The sequence below is a fragment of the Synechococcus sp. M16.1 genome, from assembly GCF_014279895.1.
Lineage (GTDB): Bacteria > Cyanobacteriota > Cyanobacteriia > PCC-6307 > Cyanobiaceae > Parasynechococcus.
This window is the reverse complement of the sequence record NZ_CP047954.1, coordinates 1,500,649-1,516,254: the sequence shown is the minus strand read 5'-3', so window position 1 is coordinate 1,516,254 and position 15,606 is coordinate 1,500,649. Positions and strand designations below refer to the sequence as shown.

Below are 15,606 nucleotides of genomic sequence, written 5' to 3'. Positions count from 1 at the left end.
GAAAGCCGCAGGCTGTGGGATACGCCGCGACCTTAACAATCTTCACGCGACCTGCGGGGCTGATTTGCGTGAGCTGAAACGCCCTGTATCGCTCTGTTTCTTAGGGATTTTTTCCTATTTCGTCGTCGGGGCCTTTCTGCGGTCACAATGGCGCTTCGTTCTGGCTGGGTCATGTCCGCAGCAGTGCTCGAGCAACCCGTGCTCGGCTCCCGTCGTCTCTCGAATTTTCTGGTGGCTTCGGCCGTCACGATTGGGGGCGTGGGCTTCCTTCTGGCTTCGCTCTCGAGCTACCTCGGTCGCGACCTGCTCCCCTTGGGGCACCCCGCTGCGCTGGTGTTCGTGCCCCAGGGACTGGTGATGGGCTTGTACAGCCTGGCTGCGGCGTTGCTGGCCACTTACCTCTGGTACGTGATTGCCGTGAACGTTGGCGGCGGCAGCAATCGCTTCGATAAAGATGCCGGCGTGGTGACCATCAGCCGTCGTGGTTTCCGCAAACCCGTTCTGGTGGAAATTCCGCTTAAAGACATCAAGGCGGTGAAGGTGGAGGTGCGCGATGGCTTCAATGCGCGCCGCCGCGTCGCCCTGAGAATCCAGGGACGCCGTGACATGCCGCTCACCCGCGTTGGTGAACCGCTTCCTCTGGCTCAATTGGAGAAGGACGGTGCTGAATTGGCCCGCTTCCTGGGCGTCAACCTTGAGGGCCTCTGATCCGATGCGTCGTCTTCGTTCCTGGGCGCTGCTGCTGCTCATCCCGTTGTTGGTGAGCTGCAGCCCTTCCCCGCGAGCATCGGTGGTGACCGGTTGTGCCGATGCTCAGGCGGCCTGCCTGCAGGGCTTGGCCACCGTCACCATGCAGACGAGCCAGGGCGAGTTCACGATTGAAGTGAACGGCGATGCCGCTCCCCTCACCTCCGGCAATTTCATCGATCTGGTGCGGCGTGGCACCTACGACGGAACCATGTTCCACCGCGTTGTTCGCGAGCCCGTTCCCTTTGTGGTGCAAGGGGGCGATCCGCAATCCAGTGATCGATCGGTTCCTCTGGGACAGCTCGGTACCGGCAGTTTTGTGGATCCCGACAACGGCCAGGCGCGGATGATCCCGCTGGAGATCAAGTTCCGATCCGAGCCGCAGCCCCGCTACAGCAGGGTGAGCACCAATCCGGCGGAACTTGATGGCCTGGAGTTGACCCATGAGCGTGGAGCGGTGGCCATGGCCCGCTCTCAGGCTCCTGATTCCGCCAGCGCCCAGTTCTATGTGGCCTTGCGTCCCTTGCCGGAACTCGACGGTCGTTACGCCGTTTTCGGCCGTGTGGTGGACGGCATGGAGGTGGTGGATGCGATCCAACAGGGAGATCGCATTACCAAGGCTGCGATCACGCAGTAACTCAGGCGGGCACCCGGCTGTGGCTGGGTGACACCTTGAGCATTTCGGTGTTCACGCCTGAGGCCCGCTCCAGGGCCACCTTGCCGGTGCGGGCGATTTCGAGAATGCCGAAGGGGGCCATCAACCGTTCAAGGGCCACCAGCTTTCCGGGATCCCCCACCACCTCCAGGGTCAGGGCTTCATCGGCCACATCCACAACCTTGGCCCTGAACACCTGAACGAGTTCGATCACGGCGCCCCGGGATGCCGCCGGTGCAGAAACTTTGAGCAGCATCAGCTCCCGCTCCACCGCCGGGCGCTGGGTCAGGTCGAGCACCTGAAGCACATTCACCAGCTTGTCCAGCTGTTTGGTCATCTGCTGGAGCGTCTGGTCATCGCCCTCGACCACCATGGTCAGGCGCGATTGCCCTTCGGCCTCTGCTGGGCCGACAGCCAGGCTGTCGATGTTGAAGCCGCGTCGGGCGAAGAGTCCTGCGATCCGGCTGAGTGCGCCGGATTCGTCTTCAACCACCACCGAAAGGGTGTGTTTCATCGCCGCTGGTCGTCCCCTGCCGGTCTGGTCCTCCCAAGTTACGGTCCAGCCAGGGCAACAACACAGCCAGGAAGCGATCAGGCGCTTCGTCATGGGGGCAGTGGCCGCAGCGATCGAGCACCCTCAGCTCGAGTTCTGGGTGGCTGGCGGCCACGGATTCCCCGATGGCCAGGGGCACAAACCGATCCTGACGGCCCCAGATCAGCAGCATGGGCACCCGCAGTTGCTCGAGCAGGGCTGGGGCGGTGGCGCCTCGGGGACGGTTGGCCATGCCCAGGCTCATGCCCCGCAGAGCCCGAGCTGCTGTCGGGCGCCGGGCAGGACGGGCAATCAGCTGCAGCAGCTCTTGATCCGATTGGATCGAATGCCAGTAGGCCCCCTGAAGCCCGGCTTTGAGCAAGCCCGTGCGCGCGATCAAGGGCACCACAAGTTCAAGCGGGAGCACGTGCAGCACCAGGGCGAGCAGGCGCCGCTGCCAGCGCCGTCGCCAGGGCGCCCGCCGTTTCGGCAACGGTTGAATCAGGGCAGGGTCCGGCAGGGGCGCGGCGACCACTGCTCGCACCCGGTTCGGCGCCAGCACCGCCGCGGTGAGTGCGGTCAGGCCCCCCAGCGAATTGCCGATCACCACCGCTGGCCCTTGCACCACCTGGTCGAGGAAGGCGCACACCTGCAGGGCCCAGAGCCGGTTGTCCATCGGCCGCGCCGGCTGGGCGGATTGACCGAAACCCAGTAGGTCCAGGCTGTAGACCCGCCAGCCCTGGTCAGCCAGGCGCGGCGCGCAGTGGCGCCAGTGTCCGCTGGCGGCGCCGAAACCGTGCAACAGCAGCAGGGCAGGGCCCGCTTCAGGGCCGCTGACCCGCCAGTGGCAGGGCCAGCCCCTCCACTGCCAGGTGCTCTGAACACCCCACTCGGCAGTCTGGACAGCAGCAGGCGGCACCCTTCTGACCTCAACCGATCATCACTATCGCGAAGGTTTGGCTGAACTCAGCCTTGGCCCAGGCTTTTTCAGGCCTGAGTCGCGTCCGGCCCGGGACCTTTCGGTGTTGCTGGCTCGTCACCAGAGCCTCCACGCCACGCGCCCCCTGCGATGGCTTGATCTGATGGCCGGTTGCGGGATCAGGGCCCTGCGCTGGGGGTTGGAGGCGCTGGCCAACCCGGCCGTTGAAACGGAGCTTTGGATCAATGATGGGGATCCCGACCGGCTGTCGCTGATCCAGGCCAATGCGGCGGGACTGGGGTGTTCAACCCGGCTCACGGCTGAGGCTGCAGACCTGCTGCTGCACCGCTCGATTGTTGAGCGCCACTGGTTCGATTTCATCGACCTTGATGCCTTTGGTGCTCCTGGGCCTCTGATTCAGCCGGCCCTTCAGGCTCTGCGCTTCGAGGGCGTTTTGTTTCTGGCCTCCACGGATGGTCGCTCCCCCACCGGCCATGACCGGCCGGGCGCTATCCGCAGCCTCGGGGCTGCCGCTCGCGCCCATCCTTCCAGCTGGGAAATGGCCCTGCGGCAGCAGATCGGGCTGGTGGCGAGGCAGGCCTGGATGCTGGGTCGCGGACTGCAGCCGCTGTTCAGCTTCAGTGAAGGCCGCACCTTTCGCCTCGCCCTGCGCCTGCGGCGTCAGATCCCCGCGGGCGATGAACAGAAGCTGGGGCTTGTGGCCCGTTGCGAACGCTGCGGAGCCCAGCGGGTGCAGCCCCTGCTCAAGCTCAGCGGTTGGCCCGCCTGTGATTGCGTGGCTGGGCGGGGGCGCTGGAGCATCAGCGGCCCGCTGTGGATCGGTCCTTTGCAGGAGCCGCAGTTGTTGCAGCAGCTGATTGCCGAGGCTCAACAGCTGGGGCGTCAGCAGATCATCCCTGTCACCCTTCGATTGATGCAGCGCCTGCAGGCGGATCCCGGTGATCGCCCCACGGTTTGGCCCACTGATGAGCTGGCTCGACGGCTGGACATCGGTGGACCACCAGCTCTGGGGCCATTGGTGCAGGCGCTCCAGGCGGCGGGTTATCGCGCCAGTGCCAGTGGCGTCATGCCGGGCCAGGTGCGAACTGATGCGGAATTACCGCAGCTGTTACAGATCTGCGCCAGCCTGCGGGGGGAAGGGATTTAAATAGGCGGGTGATCGCTTTGCCCAGACCATGGCTGCTGAGATTTTTGGAACTGCTGCGATCTTCTGGGTCTTGATTCCCGTCGGCCTTGCTGGTGGTGCTCTGCTCCTGAAACTGCAGGGCGACGACTGAAGCAGTCGCTTTGGTACTGGGGCCATTAAGCTCCACCCTTCGTGAGGAAGGCGCCGATGCAAGTGCTTGTGGTGGGTGGCACCGGCACCCTGGGACGACAGGTCGCCCGTCGTGCCCTTGATGCCGGCCACCAGGTGCGCTGCATGGTGCGGACCCCTCGCAAGGCTGCCTTTCTGCAGGAATGGGGTTGTGAGCTGACCCGGGGTGACCTGTTGGAGCCCGACAGCCTCGATTACGCCCTTGAGGGCATGGATGCCGTGATCGATGCATCCACCAGTCGCCCCAACGACCCCCGCAGCATCTACGAAACGGATTGGGACGGAAAGCTCAATCTGCTTCGTGCCTGTGAGCGGGCAGAGGTGAAGCGCTTTGTCTTTCTCTCACTGCTGGGTGCGCATCAGCACCGGCAGGTTCCCTTGATGGACATCAAGGCCTGCACCGAGAAACTGCTGGAGTCGTCGGATTTCGACTACACGATCCTGCAGGGTGCCGCCTTCATGCAGGGGGTGATCAGTCAGTTCGCCATTCCTGTTCTGGAGAGCCAGACGGTGTGGGTCAGTGGCAGCCCCACGGCCATCGCCTACATGAACACTCAGGACATGGCCCGCTTCGCCGTTGCGGCGCTCGAGCGGGAGGAAACCGTGCGTGGCACCTACCCCGTTGTTGGCCCCAAGGCCTGGAACACCGGCGAACTGGTGCAGCTCTGTGAACGCTGCAGTGGCAAGACAGCCCGCGTGTTTCGTGTGCAGCCCGTCCTGATGAACCTGATGCAGGGGGTGGCGTCCTTCTTCGAACCCGCCGTCAACGTGGCGGAGCGCTTGGCTTTTGCTGAGGTCACCGGCAGCGGTCAGACCCTGGATGCCCCCATGCAGAACAGCTACGCCGCCTTCGGTCTTGAGGCCTCGGAGACCACGGACATGGAGGGCTACATCGGTGAGTACTACGACACGATCCTGAAGCGCCTTCGCGAGATGGAAGCCGATCTCGACAAGGACGCGAAGAAAAAGCTGCCCTTCTGAACCTTGATCCCTCTTGGTTCTTTTGTACTATCGCCTCAATTGCTCCTGTTCTGATGGCTGTCGCTCAGCTCAAAAATCTGCAGCGGCGTCTGCAGTTGTTGTCGGATGAGGCGGAACAAGGCCTCAACCGCGTCTGTGGCCATGAGTTGTGGAAGTCGGTGGGCCCCGATGCGGTGGATGGTGTGGAGGACCCCGATCGACGGGCTGAGGCCAACTACTGGTACGGCCAGTGGAATGTGGTGCGTGAGCTGCAGGAGTCGATCGGTTGATGGCGGAACCGTGTTGTTCGTCCCCAGTGCCCCAGTCGCTGGATCAAACCCAGGCGGTGGAAGCCCGCTACGGGGCTGCGGCCCAAGAGCAGGAAGCCTGCCTTTGCACCCCGGTCGGCTTCGACCCTGCCCTGCTCAAGGTGATTCCTGATGCAGTCGTTGAACGGGATTACGGCTGTGGTGACCCCACCCGCTGGGTGAAGCAAGGGGACCGCGTGCTGGACCTGGGCAGCGGTAGCGGAAAAAACGCCTTCATCTGCAGCCAAATTGTCGGTGCATCCGGCCGTGTGACCGGTGTGGACCGCAACGCCGACATGCTGGCCTTGTCGCGTCAAGCGATCCCGGTTGTTGCTTCAGCCGTGGGCTTCGACAACGTCCGTTTTGTTGATGGGGCCATCGAAGCCCTGGATGCCCCCACGGCCACAGGTGAACCCCTGATCGCTGACGCTTCGATCGATGTGGTGCTGAGCAACTGTGTGCTCAACCTTGTGAACCCATCAGCACGCGACAGGCTCCTGGCCAACATTCGCCGGGTCCTGGCCCCCAATGGTCGCGTTGCCATCAGCGACATTGTTTGCGATCAGGTGGTGCCCCTGCGTTTGCAGCAGGACCCTGATCTCTGGAGTGGCTGCATCAGCGGCGCATGGCAGGAGCAGGCCTTCCTGGAGGCCTTCGAAGCTCTTGGCTTTGAGCAGGTTCGCTACGCCGATCGCAGTGAGCAGCCCTGGCGTGTGGTGGAGGGCATTGAATTCCGGGCGGTCACCCTCGTCGGTGCCCTCCCCGCCGATGTCCTCCCCGCTGAGCACCAGCCCTTGAGCTGCTGCTGATCAGCCGGTTGAGCCGTTCCTGTTCAGCTGCAGTCACCACTCGCCAACTGCCGGGTTGAAGGCCCGTGAGGTCCAGAGGGGGACCGTTGTCCATCAGATCGATGCAGCAGCGCACCAGACGCAACGTCGGCAGGCCAACAGCCGCCGTCATCCGGCGCACCTGCCGGTTGCGCCCCTCGGTGAGGGACAGCTGCAACCAACTGGTGGGAATCGCAGCGCGAAAACGAATCGGAGGTGTTCGTTCGGGCAACTGCGGTTGGTCTTGGCCCTGAAGCCAGCGCGCCTTCGCCGGCAAGGTCCGGCGCCCCTGAACCACAACCCCATCGCAGAGCTGTTGCAGTTGAGCGGCGTTGGGCGTCCCTTCCACCTGCGCCCAGTAGCTGCGCCAATGGCCAAAGCGAGGGTCGGTGAGGCGCTGTTGCAAACGTCCGTTGCTGGTGAGGATCAGCAGCCCCTCGCTGTCGGCATCGAGTCGGCCCGCGGCATACACCTGGGGCACATCAACAAAGTCGCTCAGGCAACGCCAGAGGCTTCCTTCCTCCGGCGTGAATTGACTCAAAACCCCGTAGGGCTTGTTCAGCAGCAGCGTCGTCAAGTCAGCTTGCGTTTTCGCGCATCCTCCACAGGTTGACCACGCCAATGGAGATCAACAGCAGGCCGAGATCCAGGCTCAACGGGGGGAGAATCACGGCAGGGGGGATGTGTGTCGGCGTTGGAGCCTAAGGGCTGTGTTGTCTCTGCGGGGTGCAAGTGGCCTTCTAAACTGGCCGCAGCAAGACAGAACTGGCCACCAGCGCATGATCGAAACCTCGGGCGTGATCGAGAAGGAACAGGGCAACGGGTTCTATCTGGTCACCCTCGAGCAGCCTGCTGGCCACCAATGCCTCTGCAGAGCCGCTGGAAAGCTCACCAAGTTCCGGATCAAATTGCTCGCTGGTGACAAGGTGCTGGTGGAGATCAGCCCCTACGACCTCACCCGCGGCCGCATCACCTACCGCGAGCGCAATGCCGGTGCTCCCGGCGGTCGTCCCGGCGGCAACCGCCCCGGCGGACCGCGCCGCCGCTGAGGGCTGTCGCCCTCAGGTAGCAGCCTGAAGGCAAGCTTCAATCGCAGCTTTGAATTCACTGCGCTGCTTCACGCCGCGCCACTGCTTCACCATGGCCTTGTTGTGGAATAGCTGCACTGTGGGTGTGCCGTTCACTCCTGCCTGTTCAGCGATCTCCTGATCGGCTTCGATGTCGATCACAACGGCTTGGGCGGATCCATCCAGTTCTTCAATCACTCGTTGCAACTGGGGTTTCAGCACGTGGCAAGGTCCACAACTCGGTGAGGTGTAAATCACCAGCAGCGGCTTGGCGCTGTCGTGATACAGCTTGCGCAGGGCAAAGCTCCCTTTCTGCCAAAGCCCTTGGGGGTCGTAGGTGGCTTCCGTGGTGACATCCACATTGACCGGGCGTTCGGCCACCGCCGGCTCCACCTGCTCACGCTGCACCCGGGTGGCCAGGTTGTGGTGACTCAGCCAGCGCTCCGCTGCCAAGGCCGCCTTGCAGCCGCTGCCAGCTGCGGTGATGCCCTGTCGCCATTCGGCATCGGCCACATCGCCGGCCGCGAAAACGCCTTCCATGGATGTTTCCGGTCGTCCGGGTTGCGTTGTCAGGTAACCCTTGTCGTCCAGATCGATTTGCCCCTGAAGCAGATCGGTGTTGGGGGTGTGGCCGATGGCATAGAAGAGCCCCTTAACGGCGATGGTGGATGAACTGGCCTCGATGCGATTGCGCAGGGTCATCGACTGCATCCAGTCGTCCCCGCTCACGTCCTCGATTTCGCTGTTCCAGTGCACCGTGATCGCGTCGTTGGCCAACACCCGATCAGCCATCGCGGCACTGGCGCGGAGCTTGTCGGAGCGCACCACCAGATGCACATGGCTTCCGTACTTGGTGAGGTACACCGCCTCCTCGCAGGCGGAGTCGCCGCCGCCCACCACGGCGAGTTCCTCATTGCGGAACTGCGGTGTGGCGCCGTCACAGATCGCACAGGCGCTGATGCCTTTGCTCCAGAAGGTTTGCTCTGAGGGAAGTTGGAGGCGGTTGGCACTGGCGCCGGTGGCGATCACCAGGGCGTGGGTGCGGATGGTCTGGCCTTCCACCTCAATGCAATAAGGCTTGGAGCTGAGATCAATGCTGTCGGCATCTGCTTCCAGCAGTTGGGTGCCCCAACGCACGGCTTGGGACTTCATAAGGTCCATCAGGTCGGGCCCGAGCACACCATCAGGGAAGCCCGGAAAATTCTCCACATGGGTGGTGGTCATCAGCTGGCCACCGGGGATGCCACCGCGCTGGAACCCAGTGATCAGCAGCGGTTGCAGGTTGGCTCGTGCTGCGTAGATGGCGGCTGTGTACCCGGCTGGCCCCGACCCAACAATGACCAGGTTTTCGACGTGATCCGTACCATCTTGACCCACCGCTTAAGCGAATTGACTATGAGTTAAATCTAAAGCCCTGTTGGAAGCCGACGTGAGCAAAGGCTTGGAAATGAATGAATGAAGTTTCGAGGAATTTAAGAAAAACTTCAGATTTCAACTTGTGAGTCGTTGGAGCTTGGGTCGTGAATCGGGCGCCGTTTGCTCGGGTTGCGCGGAGCCGCCAAAACATTGGCCTCGAGCATCTCCATGTTTTCGCCGATGGTTGTGATCCACTCGCAGAATTCTTGCGTTATCGCATAACTGTCTTCATAGCGCTCTTCCTTGTCCAGGACTGCGATGCGCGTGGATGCCCAGCCTGTTGCAACGACGATCCGGCGTTCCATTGCGGCATCCATGGCTCTCTCCTCGTTGTTGATCAGGTTGGCGGACCAGGGGTCCCTTTGAGGGCGCCCATTTGCACAAGTTCGCATTTTCCTCTGGCCAATGCTGTGCTCAGCGCTGCAAAAAAGCGGGCAATTCGGGCGTTTTCAGCCGGATCACGGCACCGGCTCCGTCCTCCACCGCTTCCAGGGGAAGGCTCGGTCCGCGCCATGTTCCAACCCCCGGCTGCTCGTCTTCGGCCTCCTGCTCCTGAGGCCGCAGCACATAGGGCTCGGCCACCGACCATGAGCGGGCGTAGTCCATCAGCAGTGGGTCTGCTGGAGCAAAGACGTAGGAGGCTTCTCTGGGAATGGCTTCGCGGGCGGCCAGTTCGGGCGTCATCCGCACGGCCCGGGTGATGCCCTGCACGAAACGGCTTCGGGTCACCACGGTGGTCAGGTAGGCCACCACCCGCAGACGTGGCGCATCAAAGCCTTCCGCGCACATGTCGATGCTCACCAGCCAATCGGCGTCACCGCTTTGGAAGGCGTTCAAGCGCTCCGTAGCTTGGGGACTCTGGGAATGGATCAACTCCACTCGGTTGCCGTCGTCAATCAACACCCGGCTGATGGCTTCGGCGTGGCTGATGTCGCGGGCGATCACAAGACCAGCAGCCTGCGGCTGTCGCTCACGCAACAGGTTCAGCTTCTGCTGGGCGCGCAGCAGCACCTGCTGGCCAATGCTGCTGCTGTCGGCCAGGCGGATGGCGCGACGCAGGTTTCGCGCGCGCCAGCTTTCCCGTTGTTCCGCCGAGAGGGGGGAAACGTCGCGGTCGGGTTGTCCTTCGCGGCTGTGTTCCACCCAGCCGTCCTGAAAACGGAACTCCAGGGGGCGCACATCCCCTGCGGCGATCAAGTCCCTGGGTTCAACGCAGAGATCCGGTCGGATCTGCTCAACCCACCCGCCGTCATCGAGCCGCACACGCATGCGCCGGGCGGCGCAGAACGCCAGGTTGTCGGCACGAAAGGGGGTGCCCGTGAGCCCCAGGCGCAGCCGCACGCTGCCGGTCAGCTCCAGAAAGGTCTGCCCCCAGGCGGTGGCATCCGGTTCGTCGGGATCAACGCCGAGATGATGGGCCTCATCGGCGATCGCCATGCAGGAGCTCAGGCCCCATTGCACGAGTCGTGCCCCCAAAGCCTCGCGCTGGCGACCGGCCCCCTGATAGGTCACCAACAAGCCATCGGCGTCCTGGCTTTGCTCCGGCGGGCAGGGCCACTCCTCCAGCCGCAAGCCAAGACGCGCCGCGGCGGATTTCCATTGATTGAGGATTGAGGTTCGGTGGCAGAAGACCAGGAAATGGTCCAGCCGGCCTTGATCGCGCATGGCGCGGAATCCCAGCAAGGCCCCGAGGGTTTTGCCTGCCCCGGGGCCGGCAAACACCAGCAGGTCGCGGCTGCTGCCCTCGAGCTCGAGCCTGCGCCGCAGCAGCTGGATCAGCTGTTGCTGCCACTGTCTTGGTTGAACGTGTCTTGGTTGAACGTGCCTTGGTTGAACTTGTCTTGGTTGAACCTGGCGGGCCTGGACCTCGTTCGTGGTTTGCCTGGCCGGGAGGTTGAAGCTGACGGCTGAGATATCACCTCCCGGGAAGATGAGTCTTTTTAACCATTCCTTTGCGCCGTGGCATCTCTACCGTCCGGCCATCAGCTCCATCGGGATCGGGTCCCGCCCATCGCCATGGCCCAACGTCGTTTCTTCAGCAGCCCCCTCGATCAGCAGCGCGACCAGCTCGATGGCTGCTGGCAACTCGAATGCGACATCGATCCGTTGATTCTTCGGGCCCGCGTCCTGCACCGCCGCGGAGAGGTGAACGGGGCCGCCGGCCTCGAACAGGAAGTGCTGCCGATCGTCTGATCCGGCAGCAAGTCTTGGATCCTCAGCGCTTGCTGTAGAGCGCCTGCTTCAGAGCGCTTCGGCGTGGTTAACCACCAGGTGCTCCACCTCCTTCAAGGCCTCCTCCGAGGCGGAGCGAGCTGCCGTGAAATCCCCCTTGGCGGTGTCCAGCAGCTGCTGAGCGAGCCGATCCAGCAGCTCCTCTTTGTGCTCCTCAAGCATCGCCACGATCTCGGTCTCCACCAAGGTGCGCACCGCCTGAATGCGCAGGTCGTCGTTTTCGGCCTCCGCGAAGGTGCCCTGCACGAGTTCCTGGATGAACAGGCGGTGCACCTCGCTGCTGCGCAGGAAGCTTTCCGTGGCGTTGATCATCCCGTCCACCAGGGTGCGATCGGGTTCGCTCTCGCCGTCGTTGAGCTTGAACTCCCAGTCGAGATGGCGTCGCTGCCAGCCGGCCGTGTGCAGGCTCGGCATCACGCTTTGCGAAAAGGTGTCGACGGAGATTTCATAAATCCGCTCCGCCAGCCGTTCACACCAGTCTTTGCCGTGCAACTGGAGGGTGGACTGCATGGTTTCTCGTTCAACGGCATGGCCACCGTGGTGGCTGTGGCAGAGGCCGTCCGGACACTCGATTGCGCTGAGGCCCATGGGGAGCACAGAGGGTGCACTTCACGTAGCAAGAGCGACAGAACTGAGGGCCTTTCTTCAGGAAGGTTCCTGATCGCGAGAAGGCGACCTCGTAACCTCGCTTGGGTCGGTGGATGTGTTCGCCTTGCCCAGACTTCTGATACCGGTGGAGTCGACACCGGGAGAAACCCGGGTCGCGGCAACGCCGGACACGGTCAAAAAATTCATCTCATTGGGCTGCAGCGTCGCAGTCGAATGCGGAGCCGGTACCCCTTCCGGTTACCTCGATGAGGCCTACGCCGAGCAGGGTGCAGATCTCATTGAGAAAGGAGACACGTCGGCCTGGGGTCAGGCCGACGTTCTCCTCTGCGTTCAATCGCCGAGCGCAGCCACCCTGGCCTGCCTGCGCCAGGGAGCGCTGGTGGTGGGTCTGCTGTCTCCCTACGCCAACGAAGAGCTGACGGCCGCCCTGAAGCGCAGCGGCCTTTCAGCCATGGCGCTCGAGCTGTTGCCCCGGATCAGCCGGGCGCAGTCCGCCGATGCGCTGTCTTCCCAGGCCAACATCGCGGGCTACAAGTCTGTGCTGCTGGCCTCCGCCGCGCTGGACCGTTACTTCCCGATGCTGATGACGGCGGCGGGCACCGTTCAGCCGGCCAAGGTGGTGATTCTTGGAGCCGGTGTGGCCGGCCTTCAGGCCGTGGCCACGGCGCGCCGTCTGGGTGCTGTCGTGTACGTCAGTGACATCAGACCTGCGGTGAAGGAGCAGGTGGAATCCCTCGGCGCCCGTTTCATTGAGCCTCCGGAAATGGAGGACAAGCCTTCGGAATCCGGTGGCTATGCCAAACAGGCCTCCGATGCCTTCCTGGCGGCCCAGCGTCAGCAGCTGTCGGATCAGCTGGCGGAGGCCGACGTGGCCATCTGCACCGCCCAGGTGCCCGGCCGCCGCGCTCCGCGTCTGATCAGCGAGGACATGCTCGATCGGATGCGCCCCGGCGCGGTGGTGGTGGATCTGGCCGTGGCCCAGGGCGGCAACTGTGCCGACACCGTTCCTGGCAAGACCGTGGATCGCAAGGGTGTGAAGCTGATCGGTGGTAACGACCTGCCCTGCAGTGTTCCCAATCACGCCAGTGCGCTCTACGCCCGCAACCTCGTGGCTCTGCTGGAGCCCACCTTGAAGGACGGCGTCCTCAGCCTTGATCCCGAGGATGAACTGATCGCCGGCTGTCTGATCGCCCAGGACGGCACCATCCGTCGTGGCGATGTCCTTACCCCAGGTGCCAACTGATGTTTGTTGAATTCCTCTGGGTTCTCCTGCTTGGCAGCCTGCTTGGGCTGGAGCTGATCGGCAAGGTTCCCCCCACCCTGCACACTCCTTTGATGAGTGGTGCCAATGCCATCTCGGGCATCACCGTGTTGGCAGCACTCACCGCCATCATCAAAGCCGGCGACAACACCGTGCTGTTGCTGCTCGGTTCCGTCTCGCTGGGCTTTGCCCTGTTCAACGTGATCGGTGGCTTCCTCGTGACCGATCGCATGCTGGCCATGTTCAGCCGCAAGCCTGCTCGCAAGGAGAACCGCTGATGACTGACCTTCTCAAATACGCGATCGAGCTGGTTGCGGTTCTGCTGCTGGCCCTCGGCATCAAAGGTCTCTCCAAGGTGCGTTCCGCCAGGGGCGCCAACCAGCTGGCCGCTGTGGCCATGGGCCTTGCGGTGCTGGGTCTGCTGATCAACTACCTCGGCACCAGCGGCATCAGCATCGCCGCCTGGACCTGGATCATCGCCGGAACGTTGGTGGGTGGTGTGCTCGGCGCCATCACCGCCCAGCGGGTGCCGATGACCTCGATGCCGGAGACGGTCGCCCTCTTCAACGGCTGCGGTGGCATGTCGTCACTGCTGGTGGCTCTGGCTGCTGCGCTTTACCCGGCGGCCCTCGATGCGGCAGGCCCTGTGGCCGTGGTGTCGATCGTTGTCTCCGTGTTCGTGGGTGCGATCACCTTCACCGGCTCGATCGTGGCCATGGCCAAGCTGCAGGGTTGGCTGTCCACGCCGGCTTGGATGCAGAGCAAGGCGCGCCACGCCGTGAATATTGCGCTGGCGGTGGCATCCCTTGTGGGTGCCGTTGAGATGCTGCGCAACGCTGATTCGAGCACGGGCCTCTGGCTGCTGGTGGTGGCCTCCGGGCTGCTGGGAATCGGGGTGACGCTGCCGATCGGCGGCGCCGACATGCCCGTGGTGATCTCCCTGCTGAACAGCTATTCCGGTGTGGCTGCCGCTGCTGCCGGTTTCGTGGTGGGCAGCCAGTTGCTGATCGTGGCCGGCGCCATGGTTGGTGCTGCTGGCCTGATCCTCACCCAGGTGATGTGCAACGGCATGAACCGTTCCCTGGTGTCTGTGCTGTTCGGTGGCGCCCTGGGTGCCACGACCGCTGCAGGCGGTGGCGGCGGTGAATACACCAACATCACCAGCTGCAGTGTTGAGGAGTGCGCTCTCACCCTTGAGGCCGCTGAACGGGTGGTGATTGTTCCGGGCTATGGCTTGGCCGTGGCTCAGGCGCAACACACGCTCAGGGAAGTGACTCGGGTGCTGGAGAGCGCTGGTATCGATGTGGCCTATGCCATTCACCCGGTGGCCGGTCGTATGCCGGGTCACATGAACGTGCTCCTGGCTGAGGCCGATGTGCCCTACGAGCAGCTGCAGGAGATGGATCAGATCAATCCCGAGTTCCCTGCCACCGACGTGGTGTTGGTGCTGGGTGCCAATGATGTGGTCAATCCCCAGGCCAAGAACGACCCCAATTCGCCGCTCTACGGCATGCCCGTTCTGGATGTGCAGGACGCCCGCACGGTGTTCGTGGTGAAACGGGGCATGAGCGCTGGCTACTCCGGCATCAAGAACGATCTGTTCGAGCTGGCCAACACCTCGATGCTGTTCGGCGATGCCAAGAAGGTGCTTGGCGATCTCCTGGTGGAACTCAAGGATCTGGGACTGGGCAAGAAGTGATGGCCCGCGGCGTGGATAACCCCCAGCTGCGGGAGCGGCTGGGGGTTCCGTCGTTTGAGCAGCGCTGGCCCTGGATTGGCGGTGACCTGCAAACCCTGCGCGACACCCTGCGCGAGGTGGATCTCCCCCACGATCAAGGGGTTCCGATTGAAATTCCCGTGCCAGCCCTGCCCAGTGGAGCGGCGGCTGCCGGGTCGTTGCTGGCCCTGCTCGATCTGCCGGAAGGGGACCCCAAAGGCTTGGTTTTGCTGCTCCATGGGCTGGGTGGATCCAGTTCCCGGGAAGGCCTGAGGCGGATGGGTGTGACGCTCCAGGCCGCCGGTTTTGCAGTGCTGCGCCTCAACCTGCGCGGTGCTGATCCAGGCCGCCACCTTGCGGGTGGCACGTATGCAGCACGCTGCAACAGCGATCTGCTGCCGGTGATTGCTCGGGCCCGAAGCTTGGCGGCGGGTCGCCCACTGCTGGGGGCAGGCATCTCCCTGGGCGGCACGATGCTGCTCAATGCCGCTCTGGCTTCCCCCGGTGTGCTTGATGGCCTCTTCTGTGCCAGCAGTCCCCTGGATCTGGCGGCCTGCAGCGCCTCGATCGAGCGACCGCGCAATCGGGTTTACCAACGCTGGCTGCTCAAGCGGTTGGTGCGTCAGACCCTGGCAGATCCCTTTGGGGTGAGCGCCGACGAGGAAGCCAAGCTGCAGGCGACGCCCCCTCGTTCGATTCGTGATTTCGACAGTGCCGTGACGGCTCCCCGCTGGGGGTTTGCTGATGTGGAGGCCTACTACCGCGAGGCTTCACCCCTGCAGCATCTGGTGCCCGCCTGTAAAGCGATGCCGCCCACCTTGCTGCTGCAGGCCCTGGATGATCCTTGGGTTCCTGCTTCCTCTGCAATGGATCTCGCAGAGGCGCTGCCGCCGGAGGCTGCGATTCGCACCTTGTTCACGCCACGGGGAGGGCACAACGGCTTCCATGGCCGCGACGGCTGCTGGGGCGACCAGCTGGCGGCGGCCTGGCTCAGGGACGTTGTTGCTGGTTAAGCCGTGT

General features: G+C 63.6%; 20 protein-coding genes. 13 read left to right on the top strand and 7 right to left on the bottom strand.

The genetic code is table 11. From position 1 onward, the window contains the following. Positions 1 to 171 precede the first annotated feature (171 nt). The gene (locus SynM161_RS08810) at positions 172 to 708 is read left to right on the top strand and encodes a photosystem I assembly protein Ycf4 (protein WP_186540928.1); all 537 of its coding nucleotides are present in this window, start codon (positions 172 to 174) and stop codon (positions 706 to 708) included. A 4-nt stretch (positions 709 to 712) separates the two neighbouring features. Continuing rightward, positions 713 to 1,384 carry a peptidylprolyl isomerase gene (locus SynM161_RS08805; protein ID WP_186510090.1) on the top strand — a complete coding sequence of 224 codons (672 nt, stop codon included), beginning with the start codon at positions 713 to 715 and terminating at the stop codon, positions 1,382 to 1,384. 1 nt (position 1,385) lies between these two features. Here the strand turns inward: SynM161_RS08805 and ilvN are convergent, their stop codons facing one another. After that, positions 1,386 to 1,916, bottom strand: coding sequence for an acetolactate synthase small subunit (gene ilvN, locus SynM161_RS08800; RefSeq protein WP_115132937.1), 531 nt, complete (start codon positions 1,914 to 1,916; stop codon positions 1,386 to 1,388). After that, positions 1,888 to 2,853, bottom strand: a complete 966-nt coding sequence (locus SynM161_RS08795; RefSeq protein WP_186540927.1) for an alpha/beta fold hydrolase — start codon at positions 2,851 to 2,853, stop codon at positions 1,888 to 1,890. The genes ilvN and SynM161_RS08795 overlap by 29 nt, the downstream gene beginning before the upstream one ends. Before the next feature lie 37 nt (positions 2,854 to 2,890). Between SynM161_RS08795 and SynM161_RS08790 the strand changes: the two genes are divergently transcribed. The 5 genes from SynM161_RS08790 to SynM161_RS08770 are packed head-to-tail and all read left to right on the top strand — an operon-like array spanning position 2,891 to position 6,266. Next, on the top strand, positions 2,891 to 4,021 hold the full coding sequence (locus tag SynM161_RS08790; protein WP_186540926.1) for a N2,N2-dimethylguanosine tRNA methyltransferase: 1,131 nt from the start codon (positions 2,891 to 2,893) through the stop codon (positions 4,019 to 4,021). 28 nt (positions 4,022 to 4,049) lie between these two features. Continuing rightward, a complete protein-coding gene (gene petM / locus SynM161_RS08785) occupies positions 4,050 to 4,151 on the top strand; it encodes a cytochrome b6-f complex subunit PetM (RefSeq protein ID WP_011364936.1) in 102 nt (33 codons plus the stop codon). A 56-nt stretch (positions 4,152 to 4,207) separates the two neighbouring features. Next, complete coding sequence (locus tag SynM161_RS08780; protein WP_186540924.1) at positions 4,208 to 5,170, top strand: NAD(P)H-binding protein; 963 nt, start codon at positions 4,208 to 4,210, stop codon at positions 5,168 to 5,170. 53 nt (positions 5,171 to 5,223) lie between these two features. Next, positions 5,224 to 5,439: a hypothetical protein gene (locus SynM161_RS08775; protein WP_186495858.1), complete on the top strand. Its 216-nt coding sequence runs from the start codon at positions 5,224 to 5,226 to the stop codon at positions 5,437 to 5,439. Next, a complete protein-coding gene (locus tag SynM161_RS08770; RefSeq protein ID WP_186540922.1) occupies positions 5,439 to 6,266 on the top strand; it encodes a methyltransferase domain-containing protein in 828 nt (275 codons plus the stop codon). Before SynM161_RS08775 ends, SynM161_RS08770 begins: the two co-directional genes overlap by 1 nt. Here the strand turns inward: SynM161_RS08770 and SynM161_RS08765 are convergent. Then, a complete protein-coding gene (locus SynM161_RS08765; RefSeq protein ID WP_255441762.1) occupies positions 6,199 to 6,861 on the bottom strand; it encodes a pseudouridine synthase in 663 nt (220 codons plus the stop codon). The genes SynM161_RS08770 and SynM161_RS08765 overlap by 68 nt on opposite strands. A 202-nt stretch (positions 6,862 to 7,063) precedes the next feature. Here SynM161_RS08765 and infA point away from each other — a divergent pair, with 202 nt between their 5' ends. Further along, positions 7,064 to 7,333: a translation initiation factor IF-1 gene (infA, locus tag SynM161_RS08760; RefSeq protein WP_006041809.1), complete on the top strand. Its 270-nt coding sequence runs from the start codon at positions 7,064 to 7,066 to the stop codon at positions 7,331 to 7,333. A gap of 12 nt (positions 7,334 to 7,345) precedes the next feature. On the opposite strand, the gene trxB is transcribed toward infA, so the two are convergent. The 3 genes from trxB to SynM161_RS08745 all read right to left on the bottom strand — a co-directional run bounded on the left by trxB (position 7,346) and on the right by SynM161_RS08745 (position 10,699). Next, entirely contained in the window at positions 7,346 to 8,728 is a 1,383-nt protein-coding gene (trxB, locus tag SynM161_RS08755) for a thioredoxin-disulfide reductase (protein ID WP_186540917.1), read from the bottom strand. A 107-nt stretch (positions 8,729 to 8,835) separates the two neighbouring features. Further along, entirely contained in the window at positions 8,836 to 9,084 is a 249-nt protein-coding gene (locus tag SynM161_RS08750; protein ID WP_186540915.1) for a hypothetical protein, read from the bottom strand. A 97-nt stretch (positions 9,085 to 9,181) separates the two neighbouring features. Beyond that, positions 9,182 to 10,699, bottom strand: a complete 1,518-nt coding sequence (locus tag SynM161_RS08745) for a DEAD/DEAH box helicase (protein ID WP_370593141.1) — start codon at positions 10,697 to 10,699, stop codon at positions 9,182 to 9,184. 27 nt (positions 10,700 to 10,726) lie between these two features. On the opposite strand from SynM161_RS08745, the gene SynM161_RS08740 reads away from it, so the two are divergent. Continuing rightward, positions 10,727 to 10,960, top strand: a complete 234-nt coding sequence (locus tag SynM161_RS08740) for a hypothetical protein (RefSeq protein ID WP_136975370.1) — start codon at positions 10,727 to 10,729, stop codon at positions 10,958 to 10,960. A gap of 48 nt (positions 10,961 to 11,008) precedes the next feature. Here SynM161_RS08740 and SynM161_RS08735 read toward each other — a convergent pair whose 3' ends face one another. Continuing rightward, positions 11,009 to 11,587, bottom strand: a complete 579-nt coding sequence (locus SynM161_RS08735; protein ID WP_115008613.1) for an EF-1 guanine nucleotide exchange domain-containing protein — start codon at positions 11,585 to 11,587, stop codon at positions 11,009 to 11,011. A gap of 124 nt (positions 11,588 to 11,711) precedes the next feature. Here SynM161_RS08735 and SynM161_RS08730 point away from each other — a divergent pair, with 124 nt between their 5' ends. The 4 genes from SynM161_RS08730 to SynM161_RS08715 are packed head-to-tail and all read left to right on the top strand — an operon-like array spanning position 11,712 to position 15,599. Beyond that, on the top strand, positions 11,712 to 12,851 hold the full coding sequence (locus tag SynM161_RS08730; protein ID WP_255441761.1) for a Re/Si-specific NAD(P)(+) transhydrogenase subunit alpha: 1,140 nt from the start codon (positions 11,712 to 11,714) through the stop codon (positions 12,849 to 12,851). Next, positions 12,851 to 13,147 carry an NAD(P) transhydrogenase subunit alpha gene (locus tag SynM161_RS08725; protein ID WP_011364925.1) on the top strand — a complete coding sequence of 99 codons (297 nt, stop codon included), beginning with the start codon at positions 12,851 to 12,853 and terminating at the stop codon, positions 13,145 to 13,147. The genes SynM161_RS08730 and SynM161_RS08725 overlap by 1 nt, the downstream gene beginning before the upstream one ends. Beyond that, positions 13,147 to 14,568: an NAD(P)(+) transhydrogenase (Re/Si-specific) subunit beta gene (locus SynM161_RS08720; protein WP_186540913.1), complete on the top strand. Its 1,422-nt coding sequence runs from the start codon at positions 13,147 to 13,149 to the stop codon at positions 14,566 to 14,568. The genes SynM161_RS08725 and SynM161_RS08720 overlap by 1 nt, the downstream gene beginning before the upstream one ends. Further along, positions 14,568 to 15,599 carry an alpha/beta fold hydrolase gene (locus SynM161_RS08715; protein ID WP_186540911.1) on the top strand — a complete coding sequence of 344 codons (1,032 nt, stop codon included), beginning with the start codon at positions 14,568 to 14,570 and terminating at the stop codon, positions 15,597 to 15,599. Before SynM161_RS08720 ends, SynM161_RS08715 begins: the two co-directional genes overlap by 1 nt. Positions 15,600 to 15,606 lie beyond the last annotated feature (7 nt).

What these genes read in the sequence shown, in the direction of transcription:
- SynM161_RS08810 (WP_186540928.1), top strand. Translation starts at nt 172, where the DNA reads ATGTCCGCAGCAGTGCTCGAGCAACCCGTGCTCGGCTCCCGTCGTCTC.
- SynM161_RS08805 (WP_186510090.1), top strand. Translation starts at nt 713, where the DNA reads ATGCGTCGTCTTCGTTCCTGGGCGCTGCTGCTGCTCATCCCGTTGTTG.
- ilvN (WP_115132937.1), bottom strand. Translation starts at nt 1,916, where the DNA reads ATGAAACACACCCTTTCGGTGGTGGTTGAAGACGAATCCGGCGCACTC.
- petM (WP_011364936.1), top strand. Translation starts at nt 4,050, where the DNA reads ATGGCTGCTGAGATTTTTGGAACTGCTGCGATCTTCTGGGTCTTGATT.
- SynM161_RS08780 (WP_186540924.1), top strand. Translation starts at nt 4,208, where the DNA reads ATGCAAGTGCTTGTGGTGGGTGGCACCGGCACCCTGGGACGACAGGTC.
- SynM161_RS08775 (WP_186495858.1), top strand. Translation starts at nt 5,224, where the DNA reads ATGGCTGTCGCTCAGCTCAAAAATCTGCAGCGGCGTCTGCAGTTGTTG.
- SynM161_RS08770 (WP_186540922.1), top strand. Translation starts at nt 5,439, where the DNA reads ATGGCGGAACCGTGTTGTTCGTCCCCAGTGCCCCAGTCGCTGGATCAA.
- infA (WP_006041809.1), top strand. Translation starts at nt 7,064, where the DNA reads ATGATCGAAACCTCGGGCGTGATCGAGAAGGAACAGGGCAACGGGTTC.
- SynM161_RS08750 (WP_186540915.1), bottom strand. Translation starts at nt 9,084, where the DNA reads ATGGATGCCGCAATGGAACGCCGGATCGTCGTTGCAACAGGCTGGGCA.
- SynM161_RS08735 (WP_115008613.1), bottom strand. Translation starts at nt 11,587, where the DNA reads ATGGGCCTCAGCGCAATCGAGTGTCCGGACGGCCTCTGCCACAGCCAC.
- SynM161_RS08725 (WP_011364925.1), top strand. Translation starts at nt 12,851, where the DNA reads ATGTTTGTTGAATTCCTCTGGGTTCTCCTGCTTGGCAGCCTGCTTGGG.
- SynM161_RS08720 (WP_186540913.1), top strand. Translation starts at nt 13,147, where the DNA reads ATGACTGACCTTCTCAAATACGCGATCGAGCTGGTTGCGGTTCTGCTG.
- SynM161_RS08715 (WP_186540911.1), top strand. Translation starts at nt 14,568, where the DNA reads ATGGCCCGCGGCGTGGATAACCCCCAGCTGCGGGAGCGGCTGGGGGTT.